18 protein-coding genes and 2 pseudogenes are annotated in these 20,903 nt (G+C 64.7%); 12 read left to right on the top strand and 8 right to left on the bottom strand.

Annotated features, from left to right (window positions below; genetic code table 11):
• Positions 1 to 580 precede the first annotated feature (580 nt).
• From catC to catA, 3 genes are read right to left on the bottom strand one after another with little or no spacing between them, the layout of a single operon-like run.
• Positions 581 to 865, bottom strand: coding sequence for a muconolactone Delta-isomerase (gene catC / locus JGU72_RS14180; protein WP_199684507.1), 285 nt, complete (start codon positions 863 to 865; stop codon positions 581 to 583).
• Positions 865 to 1,989: a muconate/chloromuconate family cycloisomerase gene (locus tag JGU72_RS14175; protein WP_199684506.1), complete on the bottom strand. Its 1,125-nt coding sequence runs from the start codon at positions 1,987 to 1,989 to the stop codon at positions 865 to 867. The genes catC and JGU72_RS14175 overlap by 1 nt, the downstream gene beginning before the upstream one ends.
• On the bottom strand, positions 1,986 to 2,828 hold the full coding sequence (gene catA, locus JGU72_RS14170; protein WP_199684505.1) for a catechol 1,2-dioxygenase: 843 nt from the start codon (positions 2,826 to 2,828) through the stop codon (positions 1,986 to 1,988). Before catA ends, JGU72_RS14175 begins: the two co-directional genes overlap by 4 nt.
• 123 nt (positions 2,829 to 2,951) lie before the next feature.
• Here catA and JGU72_RS14165 point away from each other — a divergent pair, with 123 nt between their 5' ends.
• From JGU72_RS14165 to JGU72_RS14140, 6 genes and pseudogenes are all read left to right on the top strand, one after another.
• Complete coding sequence (locus JGU72_RS14165) at positions 2,952 to 3,737, top strand: IclR family transcriptional regulator domain-containing protein (RefSeq protein ID WP_199684504.1); 786 nt, start codon at positions 2,952 to 2,954, stop codon at positions 3,735 to 3,737.
• 78 nt (positions 3,738 to 3,815) lie between these two features.
• A complete protein-coding gene (gene benA, locus JGU72_RS14160; RefSeq protein WP_199684503.1) occupies positions 3,816 to 5,162 on the top strand; it encodes a benzoate 1,2-dioxygenase large subunit in 1,347 nt (448 codons plus the stop codon).
• 2 nt (positions 5,163 to 5,164) lie between these two features.
• Entirely contained in the window at positions 5,165 to 5,674 is a 510-nt protein-coding gene (benB, locus tag JGU72_RS14155) for a benzoate 1,2-dioxygenase small subunit (RefSeq protein ID WP_199684502.1), read from the top strand.
• Positions 5,675 to 5,689: 15 nt separating this feature from the next.
• Positions 5,690 to 6,694: pseudogene (gene benC / locus JGU72_RS14150) on the top strand (benzoate 1,2-dioxygenase electron transfer component BenC); the annotation flags it as partial.
• 20 nt (positions 6,695 to 6,714) lie between these two features.
• Complete coding sequence (locus JGU72_RS14145; RefSeq protein ID WP_199684500.1) at positions 6,715 to 7,500, top strand: 1,6-dihydroxycyclohexa-2,4-diene-1-carboxylate dehydrogenase; 786 nt, start codon at positions 6,715 to 6,717, stop codon at positions 7,498 to 7,500.
• Between the two features lie 18 nt (positions 7,501 to 7,518).
• Positions 7,519 to 10,158, top strand: a complete 2,640-nt coding sequence (locus JGU72_RS14140; protein ID WP_199684499.1) for a helix-turn-helix transcriptional regulator — start codon at positions 7,519 to 7,521, stop codon at positions 10,156 to 10,158.
• Here JGU72_RS14140 and JGU72_RS14135 read toward each other — a convergent pair.
• On the bottom strand, positions 10,155 to 10,952 hold the full coding sequence (locus tag JGU72_RS14135; RefSeq protein ID WP_199684498.1) for a hypothetical protein: 798 nt from the start codon (positions 10,950 to 10,952) through the stop codon (positions 10,155 to 10,157). The genes JGU72_RS14140 and JGU72_RS14135 overlap by 4 nt on opposite strands.
• Before the next feature lie 109 nt (positions 10,953 to 11,061).
• Positions 11,062 to 11,997 (bottom strand): AraC family transcriptional regulator, encoded by a 936-nt coding sequence (locus JGU72_RS14130; protein ID WP_199684497.1) that lies wholly within the window; start codon positions 11,995 to 11,997, stop codon positions 11,062 to 11,064.
• Positions 11,998 to 12,158: 161 nt separating this feature from the next.
• Between JGU72_RS14130 and JGU72_RS14125 the strand changes: the two genes are divergently transcribed.
• A complete protein-coding gene (locus tag JGU72_RS14125; RefSeq protein WP_199684496.1) occupies positions 12,159 to 12,737 on the top strand; it encodes a flavin reductase family protein in 579 nt (192 codons plus the stop codon).
• Positions 12,738 to 12,756: 19 nt separating this feature from the next.
• Entirely contained in the window at positions 12,757 to 14,331 is a 1,575-nt protein-coding gene (locus tag JGU72_RS14120; RefSeq protein WP_199684495.1) for a 4-hydroxyphenylacetate 3-hydroxylase family protein, read from the top strand.
• Between the two features lie 349 nt (positions 14,332 to 14,680).
• Here JGU72_RS14120 and JGU72_RS14115 read toward each other — a convergent pair whose 3' ends face one another.
• The 3 genes and pseudogenes from JGU72_RS14115 to pcaD all read right to left on the bottom strand — a co-directional run.
• Positions 14,681 to 15,889 carry an acetyl-CoA C-acetyltransferase gene (locus JGU72_RS14115; RefSeq protein ID WP_199684494.1) on the bottom strand — a complete coding sequence of 403 codons (1,209 nt, stop codon included), beginning with the start codon at positions 15,887 to 15,889 and terminating at the stop codon, positions 14,681 to 14,683.
• Between the two features lie 9 nt (positions 15,890 to 15,898).
• The gene (locus JGU72_RS14110) at positions 15,899 to 16,678 is read right to left on the bottom strand and encodes an IclR family transcriptional regulator (RefSeq protein WP_199684493.1); all 780 of its coding nucleotides are present in this window, start codon (positions 16,676 to 16,678) and stop codon (positions 15,899 to 15,901) included.
• A gap of 17 nt (positions 16,679 to 16,695) precedes the next feature.
• Positions 16,696 to 17,454, bottom strand: a pseudogene (gene pcaD / locus JGU72_RS14105) (3-oxoadipate enol-lactonase); the annotation flags it as partial.
• 141 nt (positions 17,455 to 17,595) lie between these two features.
• On the opposite strand from pcaD, the gene JGU72_RS14100 reads away from it, so the two are divergent.
• From JGU72_RS14100 to JGU72_RS14085, 4 genes are read left to right on the top strand one after another with little or no spacing between them, the layout of a single operon-like run.
• Positions 17,596 to 18,342, top strand: coding sequence for a CoA transferase subunit A (locus tag JGU72_RS14100; protein WP_199684638.1), 747 nt, complete (start codon positions 17,596 to 17,598; stop codon positions 18,340 to 18,342).
• Complete coding sequence (locus tag JGU72_RS14095) at positions 18,339 to 18,986, top strand: CoA transferase subunit B (RefSeq protein ID WP_199684492.1); 648 nt, start codon at positions 18,339 to 18,341, stop codon at positions 18,984 to 18,986. The genes JGU72_RS14100 and JGU72_RS14095 overlap by 4 nt, the downstream gene beginning before the upstream one ends.
• Positions 18,987 to 19,012: 26 nt before the next feature.
• Positions 19,013 to 19,840 carry a dioxygenase family protein gene (locus JGU72_RS14090; RefSeq protein WP_199684491.1) on the top strand — a complete coding sequence of 276 codons (828 nt, stop codon included), beginning with the start codon at positions 19,013 to 19,015 and terminating at the stop codon, positions 19,838 to 19,840.
• A complete protein-coding gene (locus JGU72_RS14085) occupies positions 19,837 to 20,898 on the top strand; it encodes a maleylacetate reductase (protein WP_199684490.1) in 1,062 nt (353 codons plus the stop codon). The genes JGU72_RS14090 and JGU72_RS14085 overlap by 4 nt, the downstream gene beginning before the upstream one ends.
• Positions 20,899 to 20,903: the final 5 nt, after the last annotated feature.

Below are 20,903 nucleotides of genomic sequence, written 5' to 3'. Positions count from 1 at the left end.
GCGGTCGGGTCGTCTACACGAGGTGAGTGAGGCGCCGCGGTTCGCGGGCGGGGGTGGACACGCGGGGCGGGACCGGCCGACCCGCGGCGTCGAGCAGGCGGTTGTTGGGGCGTCGGGCGAGTGGTGTCCCCGGTAGGAGCCTTCTCGGCGGGAGGGGGTGGACACGCCGGGCGGGGCACGCCGACCCGCAAGCGTCGACCAGGCGGTTGTTGGGGCGTCGGGCGAGTGGCGTCCCCGGTAGGAGCCTTCTCGGCGGGAGGGGGTGGACATGCGGAGCGGGACGCGCCGACCCGCAAGCGTCGACCAGGCGGTTGTTGGGGCGTCGGGCGAGTGGTGTCCCCCGTAGGAGCCTTCTCGGCGGGCGGGGGTGGACATGCGGAGCGGGGCACGCCGACCCGCGACGCCGACCAGGCGGTTGTTGGGGCGTCGGGCGAGTGGCGTCCCCGGTAGGAGCCTTCTCGGCGGGGCGGGGGTGGACACGCGGGGCGGGACACGCCGAGCCGCGACGCCGAGGGGTGGCAGGATCACGCGCCGGGAAGCCCCTTCGGCAGTCCAGTCCAGTCCAATCCGGGATCGAGACCTACTCCGAAATCGCGCTCGGATGCCCCGCCAACGGGAGAATGTCGATCGTCATGTAGGCGAAAAGCGGCAGGTTCCAGAGGATCTCGTGGAGTTCGTCGGGGGACTCGACGTCGAAGACGCTGATGTTGCTGTATCGACCCACCACCCGCCAGATGTGCACCCACTTACCCTGCCGCTGCAGGTTCTGTGAATACTCCTTCTCTCGTGCAAGGGTTTCGGCGCGTATGCCGGGGTCTAGGTCGTGCGGAATTGCGACGTCCATCCGGACGTGAAAGAGGGCCATCAGTTTCGGCTCCAGGTCTTGACCGCGTCCATGTTCAGCTCCACACCGAGTCCCGGACCTTCCGGCAGATGGACCTGACCCTCGGAGTACTGCAGCGGCCGGATCAGCAACTCTTCTTCGAACAACAACGGGCCGAACAACTCCGTGCCGAAATCGATTCCAGGTTCCGCGCACGCGAAGTGGATGGACGCGGCCGTACCGATGGGTCCTTCGATCGACGTCGCACCGTGGCAGGCGATGCCCGCGGCACGCGCCACGGCGACGGTTTCCCTACTCCGTCGTAACCCACCCAGTTTGGTCGTCTTGATCGCTATGACGTCGGCCGCTCGTTGCCGAACCACTTCGAGGGCGTCATGCGGAGACTGCACGCTCTCGTCGGCCATCACGGGAATCGGCAAAATTCGATTGAGCTCGGCCAATACCTCGATCTGCTCGCCCGGCGTCGGCTGCTCGATGAGCTCCACACCTCCGTCGGCCAAGCGCGGCAGGTGCTTCAGGGCCGTGAGCCGGTCCCAGCGCGCGTTGATATCGACCCGGACCCCGGCTTTGCCGCGTAGTGCCTCGGCGATCTCGACGATCCGACGCGTGTCCGTCTCGGGATCGAGCGCACCCATCTTCAATTTGAAACTGAAATGCCGTCGCGCATCCAGCAGTGCAGTAGCTTCCTCCACTATTTCGGCAGCCGGCGCCGCACCCAGTGCCCACGTCACGTCGACGCTGCGCCGAAACGCGCCACCCAACAACGTGTGCACCGGCACGTTCAGAGACCGCGCCCATGCGTCGTGCAGGGCAATCTCGACGCCGGCCTTGGCGAATTGTGCTGCTGCAACTATTCTTTCGATGTCGCGCATGATCGCTGTGATGTCGTCGGCGCGTCGGCCCATGAGCACGGGCGCCATGTACTTCTCGACCAGCGCCTGCATCGTCTCGACGGACTCGCCGCCCCACCACGGCCCGCCGGGAACGACGCTCTCCCCGTATCCGATTGCTCCGGATGCGGTCCGGACGGCAATGAGCAAGAGGGGCTGCGCCGACATCGTGGTTGTTGCAAACTTGTGTGGTCGGATCAGCGGAACGTCGAGAATCGTTGTCTCGACGCCGACGATCGTCAGGTCGTTCGTCACGCCGGATCCAAGGTGAAGTTGTAGGTGACGTAGTTCTTGCCGTCGTCGGCGCGCTTGGGGTCGAGGATGAGCTCGGGCTTCGTCGCCGATGCTACGTCGCTGTCGAGCCACTCGCCGCCACTGAAGTACAGCTGCGTGGTGACGGACTCCTTGCCGGGTGCCGACACGATCAGGTGCAGGTGTGCCGGCCGCCACGGATGGCCGTTCTGCGCTTCGACGAACTGACCGGTCGGGCCGTCGGTCGGAATTTGGTACGGCGCAGGCTGAATCGTGGTGATCTCGTAGCGACCCTCGTCGTCGGTGACGATCGTGCCGCGCAGGTTCCAGTCGGGCAGGTGCGGCGCGAATCCGGAGTAGTAGCCATCCTCGTCGGCGTGCCACAACTCGAGCGTGGCACCGCCCAGGCCGTTGCCGTCGAGATCGGTGACCTGGCCGGAGAAGATCAGCGGTGTCGACTTCTTGTCCTCGTCGCGCATCGGCAGCGTGCACACCGACGGGAGCTTCGGCGAATCGGCGATGTAGTACGGGCCTTCGATGCTGCCCTTCGTGCCCTTGCGGCTGCGCGCGAGAACCTCTTCGACGGCGTGCTCGATGAATACGTCGAGGAACAACGGCCACTCGCCGCCCTCGCCGAGATCTATGAGCCACTGCTTGAACACGCGATATTCGGGGTAGGTGACGCCGTGGTCGAGGATCACCTTGTGCAAGGCGCCCAGTGCGTCCTTGGCGATCGCGGCCAACCGCTCCGGCGAGGTGTCTGCCGAGACGCGCTCGTTCTTGAACTTGTCGGTGGCGGCGGTTCCGGAGCCGACCGCGGTCGGCGATTCGAGAGTGGTCATCAGAATTCTCCTGGGCTGGGCTGTAGCTTTCGTGTGTACGCTATGCGTACAATCAATACGCATTGCGTACACGTTTACTGTGCGCGCACTCACAAGTGTTGTCAACCATCGAGGCGGGCCAAAATGAGCGAGCAGATCGACAACGATCGTGATTTCGTGCAGAGCATCGAGCGCGGCTTCGCTGTATTGCTTGCGTTCGACGCCGAGCATCCGAACCCGTCGCTAGCCGAAGTGGCAAGTCGGACAGGGCTTTCCAGACCGGCTGTGCGGCGCATTCTCCTGACACTGCAACGACTCGGCTACGTGTCCGGGTCGAACGGCCGTTGGACGTTGACGCCGAGGGTGCTGAGCATCGGGCAGCACTACTCGGCGACCCACACCCTGCTCGAGGCGGCAATGCCGCGTCTGCTCAAGGTTGCGGAGGCGACGGGGGAGTCCGCGTCTCTCGGCGTCCTCGATGGAACGGACGTCGTATACGCGGCGCGTGTGCCGGTGCGGCGAATCATGAGCATCAACGTTTCGGTCGGCACGCGCGTGCCCGCGTACGCAACGTCGATGGGCCGCGCGCTCCTGGCCTGGGGCACGCCCGAACAGCTCGCACCGGTCCTGGATCAGGCACCGTTCGGCAAGCTCGCGACCGGCACCATCACCACCGCCGAGCAGCTCGAAAGGGAGCTTGCGAAGGTGCGCGAGCAGGGTTACGCACTGACTTCCGAAGAGCTCGAGCAGGGGCTGATCTCGCTTGCGGCACCGGTTCGCGACGTCAGCGGTGCGGTTGTGGGCGTCGTCGCGTGCTCGACCTCCACAGCTCGTAATACCCCGGAAGATTTTCGTGCGCAGGCAGTTCCGTGCGTGCTCGAAGCTGCGGCGCTGTTGAGCGCCGACATGGGGCATCCGAAAATGTCCTAGTCAGCACTGGGTAAATGCCTAGTGTGACTGCGGACACACGCTGCGAAGGTTGGCTCCAGCCCAAGCTGGAGGAATCCAATGACCATCGCTTTGAACCAGACAGCCCTACATCGCAAACTTTCCGACGCCCTCATCGAGGACCCCGAAACCGGCCGCTACCAGGTCAGGCGCAGCGTCTTCACCGACGAGGAGCTGTTCGACCTCGAGATGGAGCACATCTTCGAAGGCAACTGGATCTACCTCGCCCACGAGAGTCAGATTCCGAACGTCGGCGACTACTTCACGACCTACATGGGACGCCAGCCGATCATGATCTCGCGCAACAAGGCCGGCGAGCTCAATGCCCTGATCAACGCGTGCAGTCACCGCGGCGCCATGCTCTGCCGTCGCAAAACCGACAACCGGACCACCTTCACCTGCCCCTTCCACGGCTGGACGTTCAACAACTCCGGCAAGTTGCTGAAGGTCAAGGATCCTCGCGACGCCGGCTATCCCGAGCAGTTCAACAAAGACGGGTCGCACGACCTGACCAAGGTCGCCCGGTTCGAGAACTACCGCGGCTTCCTGTTCGGCAGCCTGAACGCCGACGTCGTGCCACTCGCCGAGCATCTCGGTGACACGACCAAGATCATCGACATGATCGTCGATCAGTCGGCCGACGGTCTCGAGGTGCTGCGCGGGTCGTCGACCTACACCTACGACGGCAACTGGAAGCTACAGGCGGAGAACGGCGCTGACGGCTACCACGTGTCCGCGACGCACTGGAACTACGCGGCAACGACCTCGCGGCGTACCACCGGTGAATCCACCAACGAAACCAAGGCGATGGACGCGGGGAAGTGGTCCAAGCAGCAGGGTGGCTACTACTCGTTCGACAACGGCCACCTCCTGCTCTGGACGAAGTGGGCCGATCCGGCCAACCGTCCGTTGAGTGAGAAGCGAGACGAGCTCGTCGCGCAGTACGGCCAGGACCGCGCGGACTGGATGATCGGCGTCTCGCGCAATCTGTGCCTCTATCCGAACGTCTATCTGATGGACCAATTCGGTTCGCAGATCAGGCATTTCCGCCCGATCTCCGTGGACAAGACAGAGGTCACCATCTACTGCATCGCGCCGAAGGGTGAGAGCGCGACTGCCCGTGCCCACCGAATTCGCCAGTACGAGGACTTCTTCAACGCCACCGGCATGGCGACTCCCGACGATCTCGAGGAGTTCCGCTCGTGCCAGAAGACGTACCTGGCGGGTAGCGCGCCGTTCAACGACCTGAGCCGCGGCGTCACCCACCAACTCGCGGGCCCGGACGAAGACGCGAAAAAGATTGGCATCAATCCAATTTCGAGTGGCATCAAGACCGAGGACGAGGGGCTGTACCCAATTCAGCACGGCTACTGGGTAAGTGCCCTCACTCGCGCATTGGAGGCGTGAAGATGACTGCAGTAGCCGAACCGACCATCGCGCTCACCGACGTACAGGAGTTTCTCTACCGCGAAGCCCGCTATCTCGACGACCGCGAATTCGACAAGTGGATCGAGTGCTACCACCCCGACTCCGAATTTTGGATGCCGGCGTGGGCCGACGACGGCGACCTCACCACCGACCCGATGACCGAGATCTCTCTCATCTACTACGCCAACCGGGGCGGGATCGAAGACCGGGTGTTCCGCATCAAGACGGACCGGTCGAGCGCAACCAGCCTGCCCGAACCGCGCACGGGGCACAACATCACCAACGTCGAAATCGTCTCGCAGCAGGCAGATCTCGTCGATGTGCGGTTCAACTGGTTCACGTTGTACTTCCGCTACAACACCGTCGACACCTACTTCGGGACTTCGTACTACACGATCGACTTCTCCGGTCCGCAGCCGCTGATCCGGCGCAAGAAGGTCGTGCTCAAGAACGACTACATCCACCACGTCGTGGACATCTACCACATCTGAATCGAGCTGACTGACATGACTTTCCACGTTGCACTGAGCTTCGAAGACGGCGTGACCCGGTTCGTCGACTGCGACGCCGACGAGACGGTCGCCGACGCGTCCTACCGTGCGCGGATCAATATCCCGCTCGACTGCCGCGACGGCGCCTGCGGCACGTGTAAAGCGTTCTGCGAATCCGGCCGTTACGACGGCGGCGACTACATCGAGGATGCGCTCACCGACGACGAGGCCGAGGAGGGTTACTGCCTACCGTGCCAGATGGTCCCGGAGTCCGATCTCGTCCTGCAGATCGCATCGACATCGCTGGTAGCGAAAACCGCTGCCGCATCGCACTCTTCGACAATCACAGAGGTTCGCCGCTACTCGGACACGACGATCGGCTTCACCGTCGAGGTCGACGACCGTGGTTCGCTCGCCTACCTGCCCGGCCAGTACGTCAACATTGCTGTGCCCGGTACCGACGTCACGCGCTCGTATTCGTTCAGCACCGGCCCGAACGCAGGCACGCTGTCGTTCCTGGTGAAGATCGTCGATGGCGGCGCGATGTCCACGTACCTCCGCGAACGTGCAGAGGTCGGCGACCGCCTCGAATTCACGGGTCCGATGGGTAGCTTCTTCCTACGCGAACCGGCCCGGCCCATGCTGCTGCTCGCAGGTGGTACCGGCCTCGCGCCGCTGATGGCCATCCTCGACACATTGCGCGAGAACGCCGTCGACCGGCCGGTTCATCTGATCTACGGCGTCTCGTCGGACGCCGACCTCGTCGAACTGGACCGCTTGCGCGTCTTCGCGCAGGACCTGCCGGCCTTCACGTTCGAGTACTGCGTCTCCGATCCGGACAGCGCGGCACCGCGCACGGGCTACGTCACCGGGCTGATCGAGGACGGCCATGTGAACGACGGTGATGTCGACGTCTATCTCTGTGGTCCACCGCCGATGGTCGAGGCTGTGCGTGAGCATCTGCATTCGACCGGGGTGACTCCCGCCAACTTCTACTTCGAGAAGTTCAACCCGGCGGCGCGCGAAATGAGCCAGGTCGCATGATCTCTCCAGGCAGATTCGACGAGACGGTCGCCGTTGTCACCGGCGCTGCACAGGGAATCGGAGGTGCCGTTGCGACGCGTATCGCAGCCGAAGGCGGTGCAGTCGTGTTGATCGACCGTGCCGAGCTTGTCCATGACACTGCGAAGCAATTGCGTGAGAACGGATTCGACGCCTACAGCATCACGGCAGACCTCGAGCAGCACGACTCGGCGCAGGCGGCGATCGACGAGGCCCGCCAGCAGCACGGACGAATCGACGTGCTGATCAACAACGTCGGCGGAACCATCTGGGCGAAGCCGTACGAGTACTACGAGCCCGATCAGATTCGCGCTGAGATCGAGCGGTCACTGTTCCCGACCCTGTGGACCTGCCGCGCAGTCCTTCCCTACCTGATCGCGCAGGGCAGCGGCACGATCGTGAATGTGTCGTCGGTCGCGACGCGCGGCGTCAATCGAGTGCCCTATGCAGCGGCCAAAGGTGGGGTCAACGCCTTGACGGCGTCGCTCGCGATGGAAGCCGCTCAGCACGGAATCCGGGTCGTCGCAACCGCGCCGGGCGGAACCGATGCCCCTCCGCGCCGGGTTGTCCGCGGCCCTGCGGCACAGAGTGCACAGGAGAAGGCCTGGTACCAGGAGATCGTCGATCAGACGGTGCAGTCGTCGCTGCTGCATCGGTACGGCAGTCTGGACGAGCAAGCCGCCGCGATCGTCTTCCTGGCTTCGCGGGAAGCCTCCTACATCACCGGATCGGTATTGCCCGTTGCGGGCGGCGATCTTGGCTGAGCGGATTACGGTAGGGGAGTGCTGATCGGCCGCGAAAGAGCACGCGCCGAGCTCGAACGCCTGCTCGGCGCGTCGAGTGCTGTGTTCGTCATCATCGAGGGCGAGTCGGGGTCGGGCAAAACAGCTGTGCTCGAGGAGTTTCTGACTGCGCACCCCGGCACTGCAGGAGCGGTGGCCGCACAGTGGGAAAGCGAGCGGCCATATGGTGTGCTCGAGCAGCTGACGAAACGGACTCCGCACGGTCCCGCTCATGCGGTCGCACGGGAATTCGAGGCCCCGCGGTCGATCGTCGTAGACGACGCGCAGTGGACGGACCTGGAGTCGTTGCAAGTGCTGTTCTCCGTCGTGCGGATAGGCGAGAGCCCGACGTTGGTCGTTGCCGCGTACAGTGCGGAAACACCTATGCCGACTGCTGTCCGAGACCTGCTCGACGGCGCAACGACGCGAATCAGGCTGGCTCCGTACGGTGTTGCCGAAGTTCAGAAGCTTGCGCGATCTGTGAGTGGCGTCGAATTGTCTGCGCCGACCGCCCGCGCGCTCGTGGACCACACGGATGGCAATCCACGCGATCTTGCGTGTATTTTCGCAGAAACCCCTCGAAGTGCCTGGGACCATTGGCAATCGACCCTGCCGGTGCCGAAGGCCGTCGCGGCGGGTGTCGCAGCGCAGCTGCTCGAATGTTCCGCGGCCGCGCGAGCCGTGCTGGAAGCGGCTGCGGTTCTGGGCGACGATGCGCCGGTCGCGCAGGTTGCCGACCTCGCCGACCTCGCCGACCTCGCCGATCCGATCGATGTGCTCGACGAGCTGCGGGACGTGGTTGCGCTCGGCGAAACCCGGGGTCTGGGTGTGGTGCGTTTTCGAAAGCCACTCGTGCGAGCCGCAATTCAGAATTCACTAGGACCTCGCCGAGCACGCGAGCTCCACTTGCGCGCGGCTGAGATCGCCGCGGACGAGGGCGCTGAATTGCGCCATCTTGCCGCCGCCGAACCGGTGTCCGATGAAGTGCTCGCTGACCGCTTCGAGCGCCACGCCGCCGAACTTGCCGGCGTCGGCGCATGGGCGGCGGTCGCCGATTCCCTGATCCGGGCCAGTCGGGTCAGCGTCGACGCTGCCCGCCGCGAGCGTCGGCTGATCCGTGCGGTCGATGCCCTCGTCGGCGCTGGAAGACTGCCCGAGGCAAAGGAATACGCCGCAGAACTGGAAAGTTTGCCGCGTAGTGCGATGCGTGACGCAGTGCTGGGGTATCTCGCAATCCAACTTGGTCGGACTGCCGAAGCCACCGCATTGCTCGACGAGGCATGGCGCCACTGCGACCCTACTGCCGACCCCGAGACTGCCGCGTTGATCTGCCAGCGGAAGGTGCTGGACGCGTTGGGTCGTTGGCATGGGCCAGATCTGGTGGACTGGACGAATCGTGCCGTCGAGTTGGCTGAGCCGGGGAGTCCCGCTGCCGTCGAGTCGGCCGCGATCCTGGGGCTGGGGCTGGGGGCTTCGGGTCGCACCGTCGAAGCGCGCGCCGCCTACACCGAGCTCGGCGCCGCGCGGGGTGCGCAAACACGGGGTGCACAAACACAGCGGTTTCAGATGGGCAAGGGTTGGCTGGATCTTGCCCTGGACGATCCCGACGCGGCTCGCCACGAGTTGGAAAGTGCAGTTCCGACCGTATTTCGGAAGGGGTCGGCGCGAATCTCGCTGTGGGCTGGTGCGTGGCTCGCGCGTACGCAGTTCGCGTTGGGTGCGTGGGACGAGGCCTACGCTTCGGTCGAGCGGTCGGCGCGGACGCTCGACGACGTCGAGCTGGATCTTCTGCGCCCACTGGTGCATTGGACCGGCGCGCAGATCGCCGCGCTGCGCGGGGACTGGCCGACTGCAGACCGGCATCTGTCGCGCTGCTCCGCAGGCAGCCGCGACTACCAGATGATGTTCATCCCGGCTGCCCTCGCCACGGCCCAGTGTGCCGAAGTGAAGGCGGACTATGCCGCTGTAGTCCGCGCGCTGGAGCCGTTGACGCGCGTCGAGCCGCGTGCCGGGATCGACGAGCCCGGATTTTGGCCATGGCCGGACGTGTACGCGAACGCGCTCGTGATGAGCGGTCGGGTCGATGCTGCGGACGGCTTCCTTGCTGCGCACGAGGCGAGAGCCGAGCAGCGGGGGCACCGGTCGGCGAGTGCTCGACTGGGCTACGTGCGTGGCCGAATTCTAGGCGCTCGCAACGATATTGCCGGAGCCCGGGCGGTGTTCGAGCGATCGTTGGAAAGCATTGCCGCGCTGCCGCTGCCGTACGACCGTGCGCGGATCAACTTCGCCTATGGCCAGACCCTGCGGCGAGCGGGCAAACGCCGTGAGGCGGATACGGTCTTGAACGCGGCTCGAGACGGCTATGTGACGCTTGGAGCGTCGTCGTATGTCGAGCGCTGTGATCGTGAACTTCGTGCGGGCGGAATCGATCGCAAACGCAACGAGGATCCGTTCGGCGATCTCACGCCACAGGAGCAGGCCGTCGCCGGTCTGGTCGCCCGCGGGGCGAGCAACAAAGAGGCAGCGGAAGAGTTGTTCCTCTCGGTGAAGACGGTCCAGTACCACCTCACGCGTGTGTACGCGAAGCTCGGCGTGCGCTCGCGTAGCGAGCTGGCGCTCTCACTGTCCGACACCGATTAGGTGACACCGAAGAAGTTCCGTAGCGGTTCCGACGGCGCCATTGCTGTGCTCACGTTTGCCGCAATCACGACGAGCAGACCCAAGGCGAGGAGGGCGCCCGAAATACCGAATGCCGCGGATGCGCGTCTGATACGGCTGTCCGCGGCGTTGGCAAACAGCCTCCAGAACAACACATTTGCCGCAATCAGCGCGACTGTCGCTACGGCGGCAATCCCAGCCAGGATCGCGTGATAGCGGACGAAATCGCTTTCGATCGCCGCCAGAACCGGGTCGTGGCTGCTGGCGCCGGCGTCTGCGAAGGCGCGTCCAACCTCGTCGAGTTGTACCGCGGGCACCAGAGGCAACAGCGACGCGAACGGTGCGAGCGCACCCTGAATGTTCGCGATCACCAAGATCAATGCGACCACCGCGAGGATGGTGACAGCCACCCCGCCGGCAACGAGCGACGTCGTTGTGCGGGCATCGCGAAACTTTCCCCACAGCTGGATTCCCAGCGCAATGAGGACACCGAGCAACAGGGTCGCCAGCAGGGCTTTGACGACGTGATAGCGCGACCAGTAGTCGATGATGTCCTGTAGGCCCGGGCTCGGGATGCCCGTACCTGCGCGCCGATAGTCAGCGAAGTTCACACCGAGGGAATCCACCAGGGGGCTGTTGTCGTAGAAGGTGCCGTAGCCACCCCCTGCGAATGGTGCTGGCGCAACGACGAATCCGATGCTCAGAAGCACTGCTGCCGCAACGAGAAATGCAATCGCGCGACGTGGTCCGACACCGACCCTGCCCGATACCTGCACCGAATCCCCCTCCGAGTGTGTGAACCGACCCAGTTCACCGCACCGTCGACGGTATGTCAGTCGAGCGGGCAACCGAAACGGTGGTCGTGCTACCACCACCGTGAGTCCGCTACCCGCGCAACGTTTCCGAGGGTGCTTCGCCGTACTTCTGGCGATAGGCGGCTGCGAATCGGCCGGTGTGCGTGAAGCCCCAGCGCATCGCGATGTCGGCGACGGTGAAGATCCCGTCGCCGCGAACGAGGTCCTCGTGTACGCGCCTGAGCCGGATGTCGACAAGGCAGTCGCGTGGGCTCACGCCCATGTACTCGCGGAACCCCTCTTGCAGACGCCGAACGCTGACGCCGGCAACTTCCGCCATGTCGGCAGCGGTCCACGGTCGCGCCGGGTCGTCGTGCATTTCGTCGAGCACACGTTTGACGATTCTGGGGCGTGGCCGCGCTGCGCCGGGCTCGTCAGGAACGGCGGCGAGCACGAATGCCGTCGTCAGCGCTCCGGACAGCTGCTCGGTCACAAGCGGGTGCTGCGGACCCGTCGACCGGTCGGCCAGCGACTGCACCAACCGTAACCAGCCGGCACCCGCCGGACCTCTGAGGTCGACTTGGTCGGGTACCGGGACCGAGTTGCCGGCGAGGATCTTGTTCATCTCGCGGTGCAGGTAGTCGCGCTCGAACCGGACTCCGATGATCCGGCACGACTCGGACCAGCGCCGGATGGACGTCGGTGTGTCCGGGGGATAGATGGTCGCGGAATCGGGCGTCGCAACGAACTCCCTGTGCCCGATGACGGACTCGAGGTGTCCCGAAAGGGGAACGTTCACGGCATACCCGCCCGGATGGGCAGTATCGACAGTGACCGGGGCACCCCACCCTATGTGCGCGATGCGAACCGGCCCGATCGCCATGCTGTCGACTTCGACATTCGACGCAGTCGAATGGGTGAGGGGATGCAGTTCGTGGGGGAAATAAGCATCGGAAACGGCATGCGAAGCTTCGTCCCAATCCCGTGGATCGGTGACGGTCGGCTTCGCACGCGGTTCGTTGTTCACTGTTCCTCCATTCAAGTGTGAACTACCGCAGCTGCCAAGTGCCAATGTGACCGGCGTCGCAACCCGCCGCGCAATGTGGATCGACTCCGCGTTCAGCGGATCGACGCACGTGTACGCCGGTTCTACCTTCGTCAACACCAGTTATCGAAGGGAGGCCCGCAATGGCCGGTCAGCGCGACTCGAGAAGCAGCGAACTCAGGAACGTCTTCGGTCAGTTCGCCAGCGGCGTCACCGTCATCACGTGCCGCAACGGCGACGGAAACTCGCACGGTGCCACAGTCACGGCGTTCACCGCGATTTCCATGGAACCGCGACTCTGCCAGATCACGATGACGAAGAAGTCGAAGGCGTGCAAGTACCTCAGCGGCGCGCCGTTCGCGGTCAACGTGCTCGCGGCCGACCAGGTCGATACGGCAATGCATTTCGCCGGGCGGCCGTCGGTCCCCGAACCGCTGTGGGCAGACGGACCGACCTCGCCCGTCATCTGCGGTTCTGCCGCAACGTTCTCGTGTGTTCCGTGGGCCGAGTACGACGGCGGCGACCACATCATCTTCATCGGCGAAATCGTCGATGCCGTCTCGAGCGGCAAACCGCCGTTGATCTTCTACCGCAGCACATTCCACGAACTGGGTGTGCCATCTGCGCACGTCCCATGGAACGGGTCGTGCGACGACCCGGAGGTCGGCTGGTTCGGCGCCACGACCTCGTTCACCCCGATGCATCTCCATCAGACCGTTTGATTCACTCGAAAGGAACGACATGACAATCATCGAAGACGCTCCCACCGCGGCTCCCGGTCCGAAGAACTACGCAACGCGGCCGATGACCGGCAACGAGTACATCGAGTCCCTCAAAGACGACCGCGAGATCTGGTTGCACGGCGAGCGCGTCAAGGACGTCACGACACATCCGGCGTTCCGGAACCCGATTCGTATGACCGCGCGGTTGTACGACTCGATGCACACCGGTGAGCACGTAGACAAGGTCACCAGCCCGACCGACACCGGCAACGGCGGCGTCACGATGCCGTTCTTCAAGGCACCGCACTCTGCCGACGACCTGCTGAAGGAGCGCGACGCCATCGCCACGTGGGCGCGGATGACGTACGGCTGGATGGGCCGCAGCCCCGACTACAAGGCGTCGTTCCTCGGAACGCTGCATGCGAACAAGGAGCTCTACTCGCCGTTCCAAGACAACGCTGAGCGCTGGTATCGCGAGTCGCAGGAGAAGGTTCTGTACTGGAACCACGCGATCATCAACCCGCCGGTCGACCGGAATCTGCCGCCCGACGAGGTCGGCGACGTGTTCATGAAGGTGGAGAAGGAGACCGACGCCGGCCTGATCGTGTCGGGCGCCAAAGTGGTTGCGACGGGGTCGGCGATCACGAACTACAACTTCATCGCGCACTACGGTCTGCCGATCAAGAAGAAGGAATTCGCGCTCATTTGCACGGTGCCGATGGATGCACCAGGCGTGAAGCTCATCTGCCGTTCGTCGTTCACGCAGAACGCTGCAGTGATGGGTAGCCCGTTCGACTACCCGCTGTCGTCGCGGATGGACGAGAACGACACGATCTTCGTCTTCGACAAAGTGCTGGTGCCGTGGGAAAACGTCTTCATGTACGGCGACGTCGAGAAGATCAACGCATTCTTCCCGCAGTCAGGCTTCCTGCCGCGCTTCACCTTCCAGGGCTGCACGCGGTTGGCGGTCAAGCTCGACTTCATCGCGGGCCTGCTTATGAAGGCGTTGGACGCAACCGGGTCCGGCGGGTTCCGGGGTGTGCAGACACGGGTCGGCGAGGTCATCGGCTGGCGCAACCTGTTCTGGTCGCTGTCGGAATCCATGGCGCGCGACCCCGAGCCGTGGATCGGCGACACCGTCATCCCGAAGCTCGAATACGGCCTGACCTACCGCATGTTCATGATTCAGGGCTACCCGCGCGTCAAGGAGATCATCGAGCAGGACGTGGCGTCCGGACTGATCTATCTGCCTTCCAGCTCTTTGGATTTCAAGAGCGCCGAGGTCCGGCCGTACCTCGACAAGTACGTTCGTGGGTCCGACGGCATGCCGGCAGTCGAACGCGTGAAAATCATGAAGGCACTGTGGGATTCGGTCGGCTCCGAGTTCGGTGGCCGGCACGAGCTGTACGAGCGCAATTACTCGGGCAACCACGAGAACGTCAAGGCGGAACTGCTGTTCGCCGCGCAGGCTCGGGGCGGAGTGTCGCAGATGAAGGGGCTGGCCGAACAGTGCCTGTCCGAGTACGACCTCGACGGCTGGACGGTCCCCGACCTCATCGGCAACGACGACGTCTCGTACTTCAAGAACCGCTGATCCGCTGATCGGGCAACTGGGCCGGGGCCGCGCGAATGTGCGGTTCCGGTCCAGCGATGTGTGGCTGGGCGGGTATCGGCGACGCGCCGACCGGACACGCCGAATCCGCTCAGTCGCACCGACTTTAGGGATCCGCACCGGGTTTTGGGCCCTAAATCAGGTGCGGGTCCCGAAAAGGGGTGCGGCTGGGCGGGTTTCGGCGACGCGCCGACGCCGACACGCCGAACCTGCTCAGTTGCAGCGACTTTAGGGATCCGCACCGAGTTTTGGGCCCTAAATCAGGTGCGAGTCCCGAAAAGGGGTGCGGCTGGGCGGGTTTCGGCGACGCGCCAACCCGACACGCCGACCCTTACACCCGCTCGAAAACCGCGGCCAGGCCCTGGCCCCCACCGATGCACATGGTTTCGAGCCCGTACCGACCTTCGCGACGGTCCAGTTCGCGCAGCAACGTGGCGAGCATCCGGGCACCGGTGGCGCCGACCGGATGGCCCAGGGAAATTCCGGAGCCGTGCGGGTTCAAGCGCGGGTCGTCCGGTTCGATGCCCCAGGTGCGAAGCACCGCAAGCGTTTGCGCTGCGAAAGCTTCGTTCAGTTCGATGACGTCCATGTCGTCGAGTTTCAGGTCTAGGCGGGCGAGGGCACGCTCGCAGGCCGGCACCGGACCGATCCCCATGGTCCGGGGCGGCACCCCCGCGACGGCCCAGGACGCCAGTCGAGCCAGCGGACGCAGGCCCAACGCGCGGGCCTTCTCGGGTGTTGTCACGATGCACACCGCCGCACCGTCGTTCTGGCCACTCGCATTGCCCGCGGTGACAGTGGATTCCGGATCGATCGACGACCGCACAGCCCGCAGCTTGGCCAAAGACTCCAAAGTCGTATCGGCCCGCGGATGTTCGTCTGTATCGACGACGACGGGAGCCGATTTGCGCTGGGGAACGGGGACTCCCACGATCTCCTCGGCAAACACTCCCGACCGCTGCGCTGCAACCGCGCGCTTATGGGATTGGACAGCCAATGCATCCTGGTCCGCGCGACTTATCGAGAACTCGGCTCGCAGATTCTCGGCGGTCTCGATCATCCCGCCGGGCACCGGGAAGTCACGACCGCCGGCGGTGGCGCGTGCTCGCGCGAGGCGGTCCATCAAGGACACCCCTTCGCCCTTTACGCCCCACCGCATTCCGGTCGCATAGAACTCGACCTGACTCATGGACTCGACCCCGCCGGCCAGCACGAGATCGCTGGCTCCGGTCGCGACCTGCATGCACGCCTGCACCACTGCTTGCAGGCCGGCACCACATCGTCGATCGACCTGCATCCCCGGAACCGAGACGCCCAGGCCGGCATTCAGCGCCGCGACCCGGCCGATCGCAGGAGCCTCCCCGTTCGGTGAGCCCTGGCCGAGGATGACGTCGTCGATCAGCGAACCGTCGATTCCGGTGCGGGACACCAGCTCCGTGATAACAGTTGCGACAAGAACGTCGGCGGGAACGTCCTTGAACACACCTCCGAACCGCCCGACGGGCGTTCGTAGCGGTTCGCAGATGACGGCGTCGGGCATGGATTTTCCTCAGGGTTGGGTGTTGACACGTGCGAGGTCGAGGCGGATCGCCTCGGCGGTCGCCAGGAGCGCGGGGAGCAGCTCCTTCCGAATTGCCGCGGCGGTGTAGCGCGCGGACTGGGTGGAGATATTCGCTGCGGCGACGACTGCGCCGGTCTGATCACGAACCGGCGCGGCGAGCGATCGAAGGCCCTCTTCGAGCTCCGAATCGACGACGCAGAACCCGCTGTTCCGGACGCGGGCAAGTTCCTCGCGGAGAGCATCGACGCTCGCAATAGTCCTGCCGGTCAAGGGTTTGAGCTCGACCTTCGCCAGGTAGTCGTCGAGGTCGGCAGGGGAGAGGCCGGCGAGCAGTACTCGTCCCATCGATGTCGCGAATGCCGGGAACCGGGTGCCGATCGTTATGGAAACGGTCATGATCCGGCTGACCGGGACGCGTGCGACGTAAACGATGTCGGTGCCGTCCAGGATCGACACCGAAGCCGACTCGTGGACCTGCTTGGCCAACGCTTCCAGATGCGGACCAGCCACCTCGGGCAAGCTCAGGCTGGAGAGGTAGCTGTAGCCGAGTTCGAGGACGCGCGGCGTCAACGAGAACATGGTGCCATCCGCACGGACGTAGCCGAGTTCGGTCAGCGTCAACAGAAATCGCCGAGCTGTCGCGCGCGTGAGGTCTGTCGCTTTGGCGACATCGCTCAACGTTTGGCGGGGATGTTCGGCGTCGAACGCCCTTATCACTGCGAGCCCGCGAGCAAGTGACTGGACGTAATCGGGTGTCGGTTCTGTCATGGCCCCTCGATGTTTTCGGCACTGATGTGCTCGGCAATCAGCTTCGACACCACATCCTGCTGTTCGACGTTCACAAGGTGGGCCCCGGGATCGAGAACGTGCAGCGTGGCACCGGCCACGCCGTCGGCAATCGCGGCGAGAGTGGCAGGCGGGGTCGCGGGATCCTGGGCGCCGGCTATCACCAGAGTGGGTGCGGCGATGCGCCCGAGGGCCTCCCGTCCGTCCCAGCTCGCGAGCGCTTCGCAGCAACGTGCGTAGCCCTCGTCCGGTGTTCCGGCGACCATGGCAAGCGACCGTGCGACGACGTCCTCATCGGCAAACGCCGGGCTGAACCACCGTGCGACGACCGCTCCGGCGAGGGCGGCCGTGCCCTGCTCGCGCACGAAGGCGGCCCGTTCGAGCCAGCCCGCGGGTTCGCCGAACTTCGCCGCGGTGCACAGGAGGGTAAGTGTCCGGACGCGATGCGGAGCCGATGCGGCCAGGTGCTGTGCGATCGCTCCACCGAGTGACAGTCCTACAACGTGCACCGCTTCCAGGCCTAGCCGGTCCAGCAGTTCGAGCACATCGCCGGCGAGCGCTGAAACTGTGTAACTGCCTGTAGGGACCGGTGATTCGCCGTGTCCGCGGACGTCGACGGCCAGCACGTTGTACGCGGCGGCAAGTGTGCTGACCTGTGGATCCCACATCGACCGGTCCGAACCCAGCGAGCCGAGCAGGACGACCGTGGGCGCATCCGGCCGCGGACCCGTCAATTGGTAAGCGAGCTCAACCACTATCTCGACCCCATGTTCGTCATATGGACATGCTTCCGCAATGCGAACATCATAGCCACAGCTCGCTCACCCAATCAAGAAGAATGTTCGCGATACGAACGTGGGTTCACAATACGCACGCCCCGCGCTATGCTGGTCGACATGATGGACAAGGTCATTTCTTCCGCAGCCGAGGCGGTCGCCGACATCCCCGACGGCGCGTCGCTCGCTGTCGGCGGCTTCGGCCTGGTCGGCGTTCCCGAGGTTCTGATCGGCGCGCTCCTCGAGCAGGGCGCGACCGATCTCGAAGTTGTCAGTAATAACTGCGGGACAGCAGGTTTCGGCCTGGGCGTCCTGCTGGCGGCACGCCGGATCCGGCGCACGGTCAGCTCGTACGTCGGGGAGAACAAAGAGTTCGCGAGGCAGTATCTTTCCGGCGAACTCGAGGTCGAACTCACCCCGCAGGGCACCCTCGCAGAGCGCATGCGGGCCGGCGGTGCCGGCATCCCGGCCTTCTTCACACCGGCGGGCGTCGGCACCCAGGTTGCCGACGGCGGGCTGCCGCTGCGCTACGACGGTCAGGGCGGCATCGCCGTGGCGACCGCGCCCAAGGAAACGCGACAGTTCGACGGCGTCACGTATGTCATGGAGCGCGGCATCGTCACCGACTACGCGCTCGTCCATGCGTGGAAGGGTGACCGGCACGGCAACCTCGTCTTCCGCCGCAGTGCCAAGAATTTCAATCCGCCTGCCGCCACCGCGGGACGTATCACGATCGCGCAGGTCGAGCACCTCGTCGAGCCCGGCGAGATCGACCCGGACGAGGTGCACATCCCGGGCATCCATGTGCAGCGCGTGGTCCACGTCGGCAAGGTGGCAGTCGGCATCGAGAAGAGGACGGTCAGGGCATGAAACTCACCCGCGAACTGATGGCGGCGCGCGTCGCACAGGAACTCGAAGACGGCCAGTACGTCAACCTCGGCATCGGGATGCCCACGCTCGTACCGAACTATCTCTCGCCGGACATCACCGTTGTGTTGCACTCGGAGAACGGGGTGCTCGGGGTCGGGCCCTATCCCACCGAAGACGAATTGGATCCCGAGTTGATCAACGCCGGCAAGGAGACCATCACAGTCCTGCCGGGTGCGTCGTACTTCGATTCCGCACAGTCTTTCGGGATGATTCGTGGCGGCCACGTCGACGTCGCGGTGCTCGGCGCAATGCAGGTGAGCGCCCGTGGCGATCTCGCGAACTGGATGATTCCCGGCCATATGGTCAAGGGCATGGGCGGCGCGATGGACCTCGTCCACGGCGCCCGTCGCGTCATCGTGATGATGGAACACGTGTCGAAGAAGGGTGAGCCGAAGATTCTCGCCGAGTGCACCCTGCCGCTGACCGGATTGGGCTGCGTGCAAAGGATCATCACCGACATGGCGGTCCTCGACGTAACCCCCGATGGGCTGCGACTCGTCGAAACGGCGCCCGGAATTTCCGTCGATGAGGTTCGTGCCGCAACTGGTGCGCCGATCATCGAGGTCGCTGTCCGTGCCGCGTAGGTAGCGCTGATACAAAGGGAGGGATCATGGACTTCACCGAGGAAAGTGCCACCGCCGCGGTAGTTGCCAGCTTCGACGCGACGCCCGATCCGCGCCTGCGCGAAATACTTACGAGCCTGACCACGCATCTGCACGCATTCGTCAAAGAGACGAAGCCGAGCCGCCAAGAGTGGGAGCACGCCATCGAGTTCCTCACCGAGGTCGGCCACACCTGCGACGACACGCGGCAGGAATTCGTCCTGCTGTCCGACGTGCTCGGTGTATCGATGCTCGTGGAGACCATCAACGGCACCGAAGTGGGCGGAACCGAAGCGACCGTGCTCGGCCCATTTCACATGACCGAATCGCCGAGTCGCGCGCTCGGCGAAACCATCGACGAGATCGGCACCGGCACGCCCTGTACCGTCTCCGGAACGGTCACGGGCCTCGACGGTGTCCCGTTGCGAGACGCGGAAGTCGATGTCTGGCAATGCAACGAAGACGGTTTCTACGACGTGCAGCAGCCCGATACGCAACCTGCGGGCAACGGTCGCGGAGTCTTCCGCACCGACGAGAATGGACGATTCCACTTCCGCACGGTGGTGCCCAGCCACTACCCGATACCGACCGACGGACCGGTCGGCCGACTGTTGAATGCGACGAACCGGCACCCGTACCGGCCCGCCCACATTCACTTCATCGCGCAGGCGGAGGGCTACGAGCCGGTGACCACTCACGTGTTCGTCGCGGACAGCCCGTACATCGACAGCGACGCCGTCTTCGCGGTGAAGAAAAGCCTGATCACCGAGTTCGTGGCGGACGGCGACCGCAGGCACGCGGAGTTCGACATCGTCCTGGCCAAGGTCGATCAGTGACCGAAAAGTTCACCTACGAGGCACTGCCCATGCGGGTCGTGTTCGAGGTGGGCGCAATCGGACGACTCGCCGACGAACTCGAGCACCTCGGTCTCGGCAAAGTGCTCGTACTGAGCACACCGGGACATCGTGGGCTCGGTGACCGTGCTGCTGACCTCCTGGGTTCACGATCGGTGGGAGTGTTCAGCGGCGCGAAAATGCATGTGCCCGCTGCCACTGCGCGCGCGGCAACGCAGGCAGCCACCGATGCCGGCGCCGACAGTTGTGTCGCGATCGGTGGCGGATCGACGATCGGGCTCGGCAAAGCCATCGCCCTGGAAACTGGTCTGCCGATCGTCGCAGTGCCTACGACTTACGCCGGTTCGGAAATGACACCGGTCTGGGGAATGACAGCAGACGGTCGCAAGACGACGGGTCGTGACCGGAAAGTGCTGCCGCACAGCGTTGTCTACGACCCAGAGCTGACGATCGGCCTGTCGCAGGAGGTTTCCGCGACGAGCGGCCTCAACGCAATGGCACATGCGATGGAAGCGCTCTACGCGCCGGACCGCTCGCCGATCACTTCGCTCATGGCGGAAGAAGGTGTGCGCTCTCTCGCGCAAGCTCTGCCCCGGGTCGTCTCGAACCCAGGCGATATTGCCGCCCGCGCAGCCGCACTCCGTGGCGCATGGCTCTGCGGTGCCTGTCTCGGCGCCACCACGATGGGACTGCACCACAAGCTGTGTCACGTCTTGGGGGGCACCTTCGATCTTCCGCACGCAGCGACGCACGCCGTCGTGTTACCGCATGTCGCGGCCTTCATGCTCGAGACGGAGCCCGAGGCGGCCGCGGCGTTGGAACGCGCACTCGGAGCACCTCCCGCACATGGTTTCGCCGCGCTCGCACGGCGACTCGGTGTGCCCCGATCGCTGGCGCAACTCGGACTCCGAGAAGGCGACCTGAACGACGTCATCGGCCAGGTATCGGCCGGTGCATATCCGGGTCAGCGGACAGTTACCGACGACCGACTTCGCAAGATCCTTCTCGGTGCCCTGCACGGCGCTGACGTGGGAGAGTGAACCGA

Source organism: Antrihabitans auranticaus (genome assembly GCF_016481275.1).
Classification (GTDB): Bacteria; Actinomycetota; Actinomycetes; order Mycobacteriales; family Mycobacteriaceae; genus Antrihabitans.
Note: the sequence above shows the minus strand (reverse complement) of the source record. Positions and strands in the feature narration are given on the sequence as shown.